Origin of the sequence: Pseudarthrobacter sp. fls2-241-R2A-168, assembly GCF_030209335.1 — a bacterium.
Lineage (GTDB): Bacteria > Actinomycetota > Actinomycetes > Actinomycetales > Micrococcaceae > Arthrobacter.
Genome location: NZ_JARVSG010000004.1, coordinates 269,463 through 282,341 on the forward strand (window position 1 = coordinate 269,463; position 12,879 = coordinate 282,341).

A 12,879-nucleotide genomic window follows, 5' to 3' on the forward strand; every position below is an offset into this window, starting at 1 on the left:
GCCTGTCCGGCAGGTTCAGGCAGTGGGGGAGCGGCGTTCAATCAGGATAGTGTCCCGCCATTGCCCGTTCAGGGGCCCGTGTCCCATGTGCGCAATGCGTTGACGGCGGCCCACAATGACATAGCCATTGGCGAGATGGAGTTTGAGGCTTGCTTCATTCTCGGGGAAAACGCTCGCCTGGATGGTCCAGATCCCATCGTTTTCGGTTGATGCGGCCAGAGCCTGCAGCAGGGCTGTCCCCACGCCGAGGCCGCGTGCTTCGCCTGCAACGTACACGGAGTGTTCGACGACTCCGGAGTAAACGGGACGTGCCGACACGGGGGAGACGGCCGCCCAGCCAACGATCCAGCCAGCCGCAGTTTCCGCGACGAACCGGTGGCCGGGAAGCCGGGAAACGTTGAACCTGTCCCAGTCGGGCGCCTGGGATTCGAATGTGGCGTGGCCGGTATCGATGCCTTCCTGGTAAATGCTTCGGACCGCCGGCCAATCCTCCGGGCGCATGGAGCGGATCGTCGTCGCCGGCTCCGCTGGTGTCACAGGCTCTCCAGCAGTTCCCCGATACGCTCGAGGGCGCCGGGGATGAGGGAGTAGTAAGCCCAGGTGCCACGTTTTTCCCGGTGCAACAGCCCGGCATCGACCAGGATTTTCAGGTGATGGGACACGGTGGGCTGGCCGAGGTCCAGCGGTTCGGTGAGGTCGCAGACGCAGGACTCACCGCTCTCCGCAGCCTTGACGATGGACAGGAGCCGCAGCCGGTTGGGGTCGGCCAGGGCTTTGAACACGGCGGCGGTGCTTTGTGCTTCGGCGGCACCCAGCGCTGGCGCTGCCGGCGGGCAGCAGGCGGTGTCGACAGCCGGTTCAAGCACGGGCAGTGTGGTCATTTAGCCATTATGCCGCAACATTGACATTCATCAATATAGTGACGTGCGGCCTACGCCTGGGGCTTGCCGGCTTGGCTGCCGTGTGGAATGACGACGTCGTCAGCTGCGCGGGCGGCGGCCGGGAACAGCAGGAGCAGCAGGCCCAGGCCAATAGCGGCACCGACCAGCTGGGCGATCACAAATGGGGGTACGGAGCCCGGGGCGATGCCGGCAAAAGTGTCGCTGAAGATTCGGCCGACCGTCACTGCGGGGTTGGCGAACGAGGTTGACGAGGTGAACCAATAAGCGGCTCCAATGTAGGCCCCGACTGCGGGGGCGGCGAGGGCGCCCCGATTGGTGGCGGCGAGGGCAAAGATCAGCAGGATGAGCCCCGCGGTGGCAACAACCTCACCCAGCAGGTGCCCTGCAGTTGCCCGGTCCTTGACGGAGATGGAGGTCCCGACGTCGAACATTGCGTTGGCCAGCACGCTGCCGCCGATGGCCCCGGCAGCCTGGGCCGCTACATAGGCGCCAACGTCCGAAAGCGTCAGGCCCGAGCCCGTACGCCGGCCTAGGAACCAGTCGGCCAAGGACACCACGGGGTTGAAATGTGCGCCGCTGACCGGGCCGAACACCAGAATCAGCACCGTCAGGCCAAGGACGGTGGCGGTGCTGTTCTGGAGCAGCTGCAGGCCGACGTCGTTGGGCGAGAGTTGATGGGCGGCGATCCCGGAGCCGACGACAATGGCAACGAGCAAGGCGGTGCCTAGCAGCTCTGCAACGGCACGACGCCACAGGGCTGGTTGGTGTGAAGTCATGATCTAAGCTTGACGCACGAAATTACCTCAGTCAAAATTGAATCAATGAATATTGAGCCAGCTTCCAGCTTTGAAGCGCGCGTCGCTAGACATGCTGCCCTTGCCGATCCGGCGCGCCTGCGCATTGTGGATCTGCTGACCCTGGGCGACTTTTCCCCTACGGAGCTGCAGGCGGAGCTGGGCATGTCCTCCAACCTGCTCGCGCACCACCTGCGGACACTTGACGATGCCGGACTGGCCACCAGGCACCGCTCTGAGGGGGATAAGCGCCGCAGCTACCTCCGACTGGCTGCCGGCGCCCTGGATGGGCTGGTACCGGGTGCGGTGCAGGGTGCCGAGCGTGTCCTGTTCGTCTGCACCCGCAACAGTGCACGTTCCCAACTGGCTGCGGCGCTGTGGCGCCAGGCCAGCAGTATCCCGTCAGTCTCTGCAGGGACGCACCCGGCCGACCATATCGCTCCTGGAGCTGTGGAGGCTGCCCGCCGCCACGGACTCGACCTCCCCGACCAGGCCCCGCGCTCCCTCGACGATGTCGCGGGAGCCGCCGACTTCGTGGTCACCGTTTGTGACAACGCCCATGAGGAACTGGCCGGGCTGCGCGGGATCCACTGGTCTATTCCCGACCCCCTGCGCCTGGGCACCCGGGAAGCGTTTGATAGAGCTTTCGAGGACATCGCCCGCCGCGTCACCGACCTTGCTCCGCGCGTCACCGCCGCCTGAAGCCTTCAAGCGACCTTCAAAAACATATATTGACATCCATCAATGTGTCGCCAGATACTTGCTATATCGATCATCATCAATGTTCGGTTTTGGCGAGCTGTCTGGATACAGTCCACCGCCAACCGACACCAGGAGACACTCCGTGAGCACCGAAACCGCCAAGAAGCCCTCCGTATTGTTCGTCTGCGTCCACAACGCAGGCCGTTCCCAGATGGCCGCCGCGTTCCTGACCACGCTGGGCAAGGGCCGGATTGAGGTCCGCTCCGCCGGATCCCAGCCGGCGGACAAGATCAATCCCGCCGCCGTGGAAGCCATGGCAGAGCTGGGTATCGACATGTCCGCGGAGGTTCCGAAGGTCCTCACCACCGAAGCCGTCAAAGAGTCTGATGTGGTCATCACCATGGGCTGTGGCGATGAGTGCCCCTACTTTCCCGGCAAGCGCTACGAGGACTGGGTCCTGGAGGACCCGGCCGGGAAGGGCGTCGAGTCCGTCCGCCCCATCCGTGACGAGATCAAGACCCGCATCGAGGGCCTCATTGACTCCCTGACCCCGGCCGCCAAGTAGCCGTGCCGTTGTCGAGAGTGACCCGCGCCTAAACCGAAACAGGGGAGGGGGTGACTCTCATGACCAACGGATGCTGCGGCGACTCAGGTTGCTGCGACGACGAGGACTGCTGCTAACCCCTCCCACCCAACTAGGTAGCAGTAACTGTCGTTTTGGGGCCTCAAAACGACACCTACTGCTACCTAGTTGGGCAACCCCGCCGCTAACTGAACCGGACCACGGTTACGGATGAAAGAGGACACCTTGGATTCAGCGAAGAACCTCCCGGTTGCCGTGATCGGCGCCGGCCCTGTCGGCCTGGCCGCGGCCGCCCACCTCCTCGAACGGGGCCTGGAACCGCTGATCTTTGAAGCCGGCACGACGGCGGGCGCGGCCATCGAGCACTGGCGTCACATCCGCCTTTTCTCACCATGGCGGTTCAACACCGACGCCGCCGCCGTCCGCCTCCTCGAGGCCGCCGGTTGGGAAGCACCCCGCCCCACCGCGCTTCCCTACGGCGGGGAGCTGGTCGACAACTACCTGGCACCCCTGGCCGCGCTGCCTCAGATTTCTTCCCGCCTGCAGGCTGGCGCCCGCGTCACGGCCGTCACCCGGCAGGGCCTGGACAAGACCCACATCAAGGGCCGCGATACCACGCCTTTCGTGGTGCGGATCGAACACAGTGACGGCGAAACCCGGGACCACACCGTCGCAGCAGTCATCGACGCCTCCGGCACCTGGTCCACCCGTAACCCGGTGGGCACCTCGGGCCTGCCTGCCATCGGCGAACAGGCAGCAGGGGACCGGATCTCTGCGCCGCTGCCCGACGTCACCCGCCGCGACCGGGCCGCCTTTGCCGGCCGCCGTGTCCTGGTGGTTGGTGCGGGCCATTCGGCCGCCACCATGCTGATCAACCTCGCTGACCTCGCCAGGGAAGAGCCGGACACCCAGATCCTGTGGGCCGTCCGGGGGGCAAGTGCGGACAAAGTCTACGGCGGAGGAGACCTCGACGGACTGCCCGCCCGCGGGCAGCTCGGCGGCCGGGTGCGCCGGCTGGTCGCGGCCGGAAAGATCGAGCTGCACACCGGTTTCGGTATCAGCTCGATCAAATCCCTGGACTCATCCGTCACCGTTGGTGCGGTCGACGGCCGCACCCTTGAGGCCGACGTCGTGGTCCCTTGCACGGGCTTCAGGCCTGACCTGGACATCCTGCGCGAGCTCCGCCTGAACCTGGACCCCGCCGTCGAAGCTCCGATGCAACTGGGCCCGCTCATCGACCCGGAGTTCCACTCCTGCGGCACTGTCCCGCCGCACGGTGCCAAGCTCCTGGCCCACCCGGACAAAGACTTCTACATTGTTGGGATGAAGTCCTACGGCCGGGCTCCCTCCTTCCTGCTCGCCACCGGCTACGAACAGGTCCGCTCCGTCGCCGCCGCCCTTGCCGGTGACCACGAATCCGCCGACACCGTGCACCTTGAACTTCCGGAAACCGGGGTCTGCTCCACCGACGCCGGCACCAGCTGCGACGCCCCCGCCACCGCCTCGGCAGCCGGCGCCTCCGCGGATGCACAGTCCGGTTGCTGCGCTGCACCAGAACCGGTGCTGGTCGGCTTCCCCACAGGCTTGGCCCACGGCCGCTCCGGCATCAACAACTAACCCGCCATCTCACCCGAAAAGGAAACATGCCACCCATGACCCCGAAAAAGACTCCGTCAGTGCTGTTCGTCTGCAGCAAAAACGGCGGCAAATCCCAACTCGCCGCCGGCCTCATGCGAGACCTTGCCGGAGACGCCATTGCTGTCTATTCCGCCGGTACTAAGCCGGCCAAGGACCTGAACCCGCAGGCAGTGGAGTCCCTGACCGAACTGGGCGTCGACGTCACCGGTGACTACCCTAAACCGGTCACTGACGAAGTCCTGGACACCGTGGACGCTGTCATCGTGCTGGGCACCGAGGCCAAGCTTGAACCGGTTGAAGGCAAGCGCTTCGAGGTCTGGGAAACGGACGAGCCCTCCGAGCGCGGGATCGAGGGAATGGAGCGCATGCGCCTGGTCCGGGACGACATCAAAGCCCGTGTGCAGAAACTCCACGCGGAGCTCACCGGGGACTAAACATGGTTTGCACCAGCCGGGCCTCCGCATGATCCCGTTGGATGACTGCAGCTGATTGAGGCCGCTGCGGAGCCCGTGGGTGGAAGATCCGCTTGGCGGTGCCAGCTTCTAGACACCGCCAAGCGCTAAGACCTTCGGTTGTTCCCGAATCAAGGCCCTGGCGCTACCGGGCCCAGATCCCAGTTGCAGTTGCGCCGCGCTTCAGGCCTTACACGGAATACTGTGCACTGAATTCCTCAAGGGCCAGCGCGCATACGGTCAAGACTCGCTCAAGAATTGCTCAAACCTGCTCCGGGCTCGGATGAAACCAAGGGCCGGGCCACCGCATCCGCATCCGGAAGGGTAATCGTTGCGGTGGTCCCTTTTCCGTGGGTGCTGCTGAGGGTGATGCTTCCCCGGTGGTTTTCGATGATGGTCCTGGTGATCGCGAGTCCCAGGCCGGCACCGGGAATGGCGGAAGAGTGGGCTTTGGCCGTGCGGAAGAAGCGGGTGAAGGCCTGGGCCAGGTCCTCTTCTGTCATCCCGACTCCGGTATCGGCCACCTCGCAGGTGAGGTTCTCTCCGCTGGTGCTGACGCGGACTGTGACAGTACCGCCTGCCAACGTGTACTTGATGGCATTGGACACCAGATTGTCGATGGCCTGGCCCATCCGGTCGGGATCGAAGCATCCCGTGGCCGGACCGTCCGTCTGCAGATTCAACGTCACGCCGCCGGACTTGGCCCGCGACTGTGCGGCCTCCACCCTCTGGGCGGCAACCTCGGCGAGGTCGGCGGGGCGGGGAGTGATGGTCACGGTGCCGGAGGCAGTGCTGAGCAGGTCGCCCACCAGGGTCAGCAGGCGTTCGGCGTTGCGTTTGGCAACCCCCAGGGAATGTTCGACGTCGGGATCGAGGCCTTCATCCAGCGCCAGGGCCAGGTAGCCCAGGATCGACGTCAGCGGCGTTCGAAGTTCATGGGAAACATTTGCGACAAATTGGTCCTTGGCAGAGAGGGCCTCCACCAGCGCAGTGACGTCGGTTAAGGCCATGACGGCACCGGAATGCCGGCCCTCCGCCGTGGTGATCAGCCTGCAGGTGGCTGAGTACGCACGCTGACCGGTCCCACTGCCGACCCATACCAGTTCGTCGGTGAAGGGCTCACCCCGGGCGGCGCGGAGGCGCGGATGCCGCTCCGGGGGAAGGGGCTGTTTGCGGTCGATGCCATAGACCGGAAGGCCCGCGCCCCCGTCTGCCGGCGTATCCATGAAGATCGTGCCGGCGGGGCCGCTTCCCGGATGCTGGTTGGTGAGGATGGTCCTGCCTTTGTCGTCGAGCGCGCAGACAGCCACGCTGACGGTATCCATGACAGTGCCCAGGAGCTGCTCGCGGTTTTCGCTGGCCGCCAGCAGCCGCCGGACCTCGGCTTCCTGGTTCTCAAGCCGGAGCCGCTGCTGGCGGAGGGCCTTGGCCACTCCGTAGGTGGTGAGTGCCATCGCTCCCAGGACCACAGGAAGGAGCACGATGCGGATAAAGGAGGCGCTTGTGTAGCCCGTGTCGAGGATCGCCGGCGGCAGTGCGACGCTCACGAAGGCAGCCAGTACGGCGATGATTACCCCGCTGCGCTGCGGCCCGTAGGACAGCCAGACCACCGGGAAGACCAGGAGGAAGCCCAGGACCGACAAATATTGGTCGCCTGCTTCGCGGGTCAGCCCAATGGCAAGGCAGTCCAGCACCGGGATGCTGAGCGTTGCCCGCTCCGGAAGCCGTTCCCACGGCACCAGGGCGCAGGCAGCCAGCAGGAGGAGGTGGCCCAGCAAGGTGTACGGGAAGGGCCCGGTCCACTCGAAAGCAGGATGCAGAATCGCGGCCAGGACCACCACCAGCAGCATGGTGATGGACAGCGGAAGCTGGAACATCACCGTCCGGCCCCTCGGCCCCAGCGTCCGAAAATAGCGTGCTATCCACTCAAACAACATCGTCTTCCCCCAGCCCCGCCCCAACAGGTCAGTATTCGTGAAGCCTACTGCTTGCCCTGCGCGCATGAACAGAACGCCCACGTAACCTTCCGCCGCCGCCAGTCACGTGGGACATGGCGGCGCTTTACTCGCCGGAATAGTAAGGCTACTGTCGATCTAAGGATGACCTCACGGCTGACCTGCGTAAACAGTACTTTCAACCCGTCATCCAGCAGTACGGCGGAACTCGGACAAAGCTGTCCCGGACGAAAGGAAAACGGCCATGGTGGACCGGATTGCTGACATTTGGGGGACTCGAACACCATTCGCGCAGGGGGACCGGTGGCCGGTCCGGGTGGACCAGGTCCTTGCGAAGGGGCTGAGCGAGCAGGACGTGGACCGCTGGGTGCAGTCGGCTTGCGTGCTGTGCAGCAACGGCTGCGGAATCGACATCGCGGTCAAGGACGGCACGATGGTGGGTGTCCGGGGCCGGGCGATGGACATCGTCAACCACGGCCGTCTGGGTCCCAAAGGGCTTTTCGCCTCCTGGCAGGGGGTGAGCAACAAGGACCGGCTGACCCAGCCCCTGATCCGCGAAAACGGCGAGCTCGTGGAGACTGATTGGGACACCGCGATGGACCGCATCGTTTCGCGCAGCAAGGCATTGCTGGAAGAGAAGGGGCCGCTGAGCCACGGCTTCTACACCTCCGGCCAGCTGTTCCTGGAGGAGTACTACGCCCTGGGCATCATCGGCAAGGCCGGGCTCGGCACCCCGCACATGGACGGCAACACCAGGCTGTGCACGGCCACCGCAGCGGCGGCGATGAAGGAGTCCTTCGGCTCGGACGGTCAGCCGGGCAGCTACACCGACATCGACGAATGCGACGCCATCTTCCTTTACGGCCACAATATGGCCGAGACCCAGACCGTGCTGTGGGCCCGGGTCCTGGACCGGATTGCCGGGCCCAATAAGCCGATGGTGGTGTGTGTGGATCCGCGCTCCACCGAAGTGGCCCGGCATGCAGACGTTCACCTGCCCGTCCGGCCGGGCACCAACCTGGCCCTGATGCACGGCCTGATCCGCGAGGTGATCCGGAACGGGTGGATCGATGAGGAGTACATCGCCGCCCACACCCTCCGCTTCGAGGATCTGGCGGACAAGATTGAGCCGTGGACGCCGGAGGCGGTGGCCGCCGAGTGCGGGGTGGACGCAGCCGCGGTGGTGGAGGCGGCCCGGATTTTCGGGACCTCGCAGCGGGTGCTCTCCACGGTGCTGCAGGGCTTCTACCAGTCCGCGCAGGCCACGGCCTCGTCCTGCCAGGTCAACAACCTGCACCTGCTGCGCGGCATGATCGGCAAGCCGGGCTGCGGGATCCTGCAGATGAACGGGCAGCCCACCGCACAGAACACCCGCGAGGCAGGGGCCGACGGCGATCTGCCGGGCTTCCGCAATTGGGAGAACCCCCAGCACATCAAGCAGCTTGCCGAACTGTGGGACGTGGAAGAGCTGGTCATCCCGCACTGGGCCCCGCCCACCCACGCAGCACAGATCTTCCGTTATGCCGAACAGGGTTCCATCAAGTTCCTGTGGATTTCGGCCACCAACCCGGCGGTGTCCATGCCCCAGCTGCCCCGGATCCGCGAGATCCTGGCCAAGCCCGAGCTGTTCCTGGTGGTGCAGGACCTCTACCTGACCGAGACAACGCAGTATGCGGACGTAGTCCTGCCGGCCGCCGCCTGGGGTGAAAAGACCGGGACGTTCACCAACGTCAACCGCACCGTTCACCTGTCCGAGCAGGCGGTCGAACCGCCCGGCCAGGCCCGGAGCGACCTCCAGATCTTCTTGGACTACTCCCGGCGCATGGACTTCCGCACCAAGTCGGGCCGTCCGCTGCTGGACTGGGAGGGCCCGGAGGACGGCTTCAACGCCTGGCGGGAATGCAGCAAAGGCCGCCTGTGCGACTACACCGGCCTCAGCTACGAGCGGCTGCGCGGCGGAAGCGGCATCCCCTGGCCGGTCAACGAGGAACACCCCAACGGGACGGACCGCTTGTACGGCGACGGGGTCTTTCCCACCCAAGCTGATGCCGCCGAAGATTACGGGCACGACCTCGCCACCGGAGCCACCGTGGGGGCTCAGGCCTACAAGGCAATGGCGCCGAACGGACGCGCCATCTTCAAAACGGCGCAGTACCAGGGGGCGCACGAAACCCCCGACGGCGAATACCCCTTCCGCTACACCACAGGCAGGACGGCCTACCATTTCCACACCCGCACCAAGACCGGCCGCTCCCCGCAGCTGCATGATGCCGCCCCGGCCATGTGGGTGGAAATGGCGGAGAGCGACGCCGGGGCGCTGGGCCTGGGCGAGGGGGACATGATCCGCGTCGAGTCCCGCCGCGGGCACCTCTTCGCCCCCGTGCGGATAGCCAACATCCGTACCGGAACCGTCTTTGCTCCCTTCCACTACGGGTACTGGGACGCTGCGGATCCAGCCGAGGCCGATCCGCAACAACGCCCGCGGGCGGCCAACGAGCTGACCCTGACGGAGTGGGACCCGGTGTCCAAGCAGCCCGTCTACAAGACCGCCGCAGTGCGTGTCACCAAAGTCGCCGATGCCACCGGTCCGGCGCCCGCCCCCACCACCACGGCGTCCCGTCCCGCCCGGGCCGGCCGCGTCCTGGCGACGGTGGGCGGCGCAGCCGGTGAGGTGAGCGAGACAATCGCCCCCACAGAACCGCCGGCGGCGCCCCGGGACGGGGTGAGGTCATGAAGCTCCCCATCTACCTCGGCCTGCTTCACCGCTCCGAACACACCCTGGCAGAGTCCTTCCGGCAGGTGGCCGACGGCCACGGCGATGAACCGGACGTGTACTTCCTCTGCAGGTCACTGGCCGATCAGTGCGAAAAACATGAGCAGGCCCTGCTGCCCATCGTGGAACGCTACGGCGAGGTTGAAAAAGACGACGAACCGGAGCGGCTGCATGCCGATGGGCTGTCCAAAACCCGTTCCGGGGCGGTTGGACTGCTGCGCGATCTGCAGGACCTCTATCTGCTGGGATCCCTGGTGGACATCACCTGGACCGCCGTCAAGCAGGCCGCCCAGGGGCTCCGCGACGCGGAGCTGCTCGAGGTGGTCACCCGCTGCGAGGGCGAGACCAAAACCCAGCTCGAGTGGCTGTCCACCCGCATGAAACAAGCCGCACCCCAGGCCCTGATCGTCGCCGAATGACCATGCAGAACATGCCCCGGACCCGCAACAGAGGAGGCGCCCAGTGCCCGACGCGTCACGGCTGACCCAAAGCCGCCCCGCAGCCGCACTGTATGCGGCCGCGCTGTCCCTGGTGGTGCTGGCTGCCGCCGGCGCAGCAGGACTAGTGCTCCACCAGCCCTGGCTATTCCCCAGCCTCGGACCTACGGTGATGCTGTTTTTCGAGTCCCCGTCCCAGCAGGCCTCGCGGCCGGCCAACGCGCTGATTGGCCACGTCGTTGGCCTGCTGGCCGGCGTCGCTATGCTCTACGCCTTCCAATTACAAGACAGCCCGCCGGCCCCGGTGGGCGGACTCACCCCGGCTTACCTGCTGGCCGGCGCACTATCGGTGGCGCTGACCACACTGGTGCTGACACTGCTCAAGACCCCGCACCCACCGGCAGGGGCAACCACCCTGATCGTGAGCCTGGGCATCCTGACCGCTCCGGCGGAACTGGCGTCCATGGCCGGAGCCATCGTGCTCATCACCGTAGTGGGCTGGGGACTGAACCTCCTTTTTGGAGTGCGTCCCGGGAAGGAAGAAGGCTGACATGGTCCCGCTGACGAAGAGAAGGCGCCGCCTGTGCGTTATGGCCCTGGTGGGGATCGCGGCCCTGCTGGCCCTGACAGGCTGTGCCCCGGAAGGAACGGCTGCTGCTGATGCCGCCCGGGAGTTCCACCAGGCCCTGTCGGGCTCCGAATGGTCCGCAGCCTGCTCCATGCTGGCGTCCGATACACGCGAGAAGACTGCCCGGGAGCAGGAGAGCAGCTGCGAGGACCACCTGAGGAACCTGCATGTCCAGGAACCCGGAACAGTGACGCGCACCGAAGTATACGGACGGGGCGCTTTCGTGGAATTCGAGAACGACGCAGTCTTCCTGGCTGCCGCCGAGGGCGGCTGGAAGATTACGGCAGCCGGGTGCACGCCGAACGGTGACGCGCCCTATACCTGCGAAGTGGGAGGCAAATAGTCATGCGGTGGAGCTTTGCCCTGTACCTGATCCTGATTTTCGGCGGACTGGCCTACATGGCTGTTGTCGGACTCGTCCACGGATAGGAGGAAGCAGTGAAAAAAGCACTGAGGAACAACGGACTGAGCCTCTTCTTCGGGCTGATCTTCCTCCTGGCCCTGCTGGGACAAGGGCTGACCGGTCATGCCCTGTTCAACCAGGAACAGGTTGCGAACGGGCTTGAGGAAATAAGCCTGGGCCAGTACCTGACATCCTCCAATTTCGCCGTGGACGTCTCGGAAAACTGGCAGTCCGAGTACCTGCAGTTCCTGCTCTACATCCTTGCCACCATCTGGCTGGTGCAAAAAGGATCACCCGAATCAAAGGAAGTGGACCAGACCGGAATCGAATCCGACAAGGACCAGCTGGTGGGGGAGTACAGCAACCCGAAATCGCCGGCGTGGGCCAGGGCGGCCGGCTGGCGCCGCACGGTCTTTTCGAATTCGCTGGGGACAACGATGGGGCTGATCTTTGTCCTGTGCTGGCTGGTCCAGTCCCTTGCCGGCACCAGCGCCTACAACGAAGAGCAGATCAGCAACTTCCAGCAGCCGGTCACCTGGACCGAGTATGTGACGTCTGCAGAGTTCTGGAACCGCACCTTGCAGAACTGGCAGTCGGAATTCCTCGCCGTCGGCTCCATGGTGGTCCTGTCCATCTACCTCCGCCAGCGCGGCTCACCCGAGTCCAAGCCCGTCGGCGCCGCCCACGACGACACCGCCTCAACGGGCTAGGCCGGCCTCCCGCGCTGGCGGAGGCCAGGCGGTCAATCCACCCTGTGTCCGCCCAGCCGGCTCACCATTGCGGGGTCGCGGTGGTCGAAGAAGAGGCTTTCGTCGGTGTCCAGGCTGGCGATCCTGCCCATTTGCTCGTCGCTCAGGGCGAAGTCGAATACCTCGAAGTTCTCTGCCATGCGCTCGGGGCGCACGGACTTGGGAATGACCACGACGCTGCGCTGGATGAGCCAGCGGAGCACCACCTGCGCCACGGACTTCCCGTGTGCCTGGGCGATGTCGCTGAGCAGGGGGTCGGTGAAGAGGTTGTTGCGGCCTTCGGCGAACGGGCCCCAGGACTCGATCTGGACGCCGCGTTCCCGCATGAGGTCCTGCTCGGCGCTGCGCTGGTGGAAGGGGTGGGTCTCGATCTGGTTGACGGCGGGCACGATTTCGTTGTGGTCGATGAGGTCCACCAGCCGGTCAGAATGGAAGTTCGAGACGCCGATCGCCCGGGCCAGGCCTTCCTTGTTGAGGTTCTGCATGGCCCGCCATTCGCTGTAGTAGTCTCCCAGCGGCTGGTGGATCAGGTACAGGTCCACGTAGTCCAGTCCAAGCCGGGTGAGGGAGTTCTCGAAGGCCCGCCGGCTGTCCTCCTCCACGCTGCCGGCCGGCGCGTGCTGGACCCAAAGCTTGGTGGTGATGAAGAGTTCGTCCCTCGCGATGCCGCTTGCCCTGACAGCGGCACCCAGCGCCTCCTCGTTGCCGTAGGCTGCGGCGGTGTCCAGGTGCCGGTAACCGGCTTCGAGGGCGGCTTCGACGGCGGCCTGGGTTTCCTCCGGCGGAATCTGATAGACGCCAAAGCCCAGGATGGGCATTTCGACGCCGTTGTTGAGGGTTACGTTGTCCATGGTTTTCCTTCG

14 protein-coding genes are annotated in these 12,879 nt (G+C 65.4%); 9 read left to right on the top strand and 5 right to left on the bottom strand.

What is annotated here, in order from left to right; translation table 11 throughout:
- Positions 1 to 15 precede the first annotated feature (15 nt).
- Genes QRN11_RS03175 through QRN11_RS03185 form a run of 3 tightly spaced genes read right to left on the bottom strand, consistent with a single transcriptional unit; the run spans position 16 to position 1,678 of the window.
- Entirely contained in the window at positions 16 to 501 is a 486-nt protein-coding gene (locus QRN11_RS03175; RefSeq protein ID WP_285249989.1) for a GNAT family N-acetyltransferase, read from the bottom strand.
- A 32-nt stretch (positions 502 to 533) separates the two neighbouring features.
- Positions 534 to 881, bottom strand: coding sequence for an ArsR/SmtB family transcription factor (locus QRN11_RS03180; RefSeq protein ID WP_285249853.1), 348 nt, complete (start codon positions 879 to 881; stop codon positions 534 to 536).
- A 50-nt stretch (positions 882 to 931) separates the two neighbouring features.
- Positions 932 to 1,678, bottom strand: a complete 747-nt coding sequence (locus tag QRN11_RS03185; RefSeq protein WP_285249854.1) for an aquaporin — start codon at positions 1,676 to 1,678, stop codon at positions 932 to 934.
- Between the two features lie 45 nt (positions 1,679 to 1,723).
- Between QRN11_RS03185 and QRN11_RS03190 the strand changes: the two genes are divergently transcribed.
- The 4 genes from QRN11_RS03190 (at position 1,724) to QRN11_RS03205 (ending at position 5,053) form a co-directional block, all read left to right on the top strand.
- Entirely contained in the window at positions 1,724 to 2,398 is a 675-nt protein-coding gene (locus QRN11_RS03190; protein ID WP_285249855.1) for an arsenate reductase/protein-tyrosine-phosphatase family protein, read from the top strand.
- A gap of 142 nt (positions 2,399 to 2,540) precedes the next feature.
- Positions 2,541 to 2,963, top strand: coding sequence for an arsenate reductase ArsC (locus QRN11_RS03195; protein ID WP_285249856.1), 423 nt, complete (start codon positions 2,541 to 2,543; stop codon positions 2,961 to 2,963).
- A 243-nt stretch (positions 2,964 to 3,206) separates the two neighbouring features.
- Complete coding sequence (locus tag QRN11_RS03200) at positions 3,207 to 4,598, top strand: FAD-dependent oxidoreductase (protein WP_285249857.1); 1,392 nt, start codon at positions 3,207 to 3,209, stop codon at positions 4,596 to 4,598.
- 35 nt (positions 4,599 to 4,633) lie between these two features.
- Positions 4,634 to 5,053, top strand: coding sequence for an arsenate-mycothiol transferase ArsC (locus QRN11_RS03205; RefSeq protein ID WP_285249858.1), 420 nt, complete (start codon positions 4,634 to 4,636; stop codon positions 5,051 to 5,053).
- Between the two features lie 269 nt (positions 5,054 to 5,322).
- On the opposite strand, the gene QRN11_RS03210 is transcribed toward QRN11_RS03205, so the two are convergent.
- Complete coding sequence (locus QRN11_RS03210) at positions 5,323 to 6,948, bottom strand: sensor histidine kinase (RefSeq protein WP_285249990.1); 1,626 nt, start codon at positions 6,946 to 6,948, stop codon at positions 5,323 to 5,325.
- A 322-nt stretch (positions 6,949 to 7,270) separates the two neighbouring features.
- On the opposite strand from QRN11_RS03210, the gene QRN11_RS03215 reads away from it, so the two are divergent.
- The 5 genes from QRN11_RS03215 to QRN11_RS03235 all read left to right on the top strand — a co-directional run bounded on the left by QRN11_RS03215 (position 7,271) and on the right by QRN11_RS03235 (position 11,977).
- Positions 7,271 to 9,760 carry a molybdopterin oxidoreductase family protein gene (locus QRN11_RS03215; protein ID WP_285249859.1) on the top strand — a complete coding sequence of 830 codons (2,490 nt, stop codon included), beginning with the start codon at positions 7,271 to 7,273 and terminating at the stop codon, positions 9,758 to 9,760.
- Positions 9,757 to 10,218, top strand: a complete 462-nt coding sequence (locus QRN11_RS03220; RefSeq protein ID WP_091416379.1) for a hypothetical protein — start codon at positions 9,757 to 9,759, stop codon at positions 10,216 to 10,218. The genes QRN11_RS03215 and QRN11_RS03220 overlap by 4 nt, the downstream gene beginning before the upstream one ends.
- 43 nt (positions 10,219 to 10,261) lie before the next feature.
- Complete coding sequence (locus tag QRN11_RS03225) at positions 10,262 to 10,786, top strand: HPP family protein (protein ID WP_285249860.1); 525 nt, start codon at positions 10,262 to 10,264, stop codon at positions 10,784 to 10,786.
- 1 nt (position 10,787) lies between these two features.
- Positions 10,788 to 11,207 (top strand): hypothetical protein, encoded by a 420-nt coding sequence (locus QRN11_RS03230; protein WP_285249861.1) that lies wholly within the window; start codon positions 10,788 to 10,790, stop codon positions 11,205 to 11,207.
- A gap of 95 nt (positions 11,208 to 11,302) precedes the next feature.
- Complete coding sequence (locus QRN11_RS03235) at positions 11,303 to 11,977, top strand: DUF6766 family protein (RefSeq protein ID WP_285249862.1); 675 nt, start codon at positions 11,303 to 11,305, stop codon at positions 11,975 to 11,977.
- 32 nt (positions 11,978 to 12,009) lie between these two features.
- Here QRN11_RS03235 and QRN11_RS03240 read toward each other — a convergent pair whose 3' ends face one another.
- Positions 12,010 to 12,867, bottom strand: coding sequence for an aldo/keto reductase (locus tag QRN11_RS03240; RefSeq protein WP_285249863.1), 858 nt, complete (start codon positions 12,865 to 12,867; stop codon positions 12,010 to 12,012).
- Positions 12,868 to 12,879: the final 12 nt, after the last annotated feature.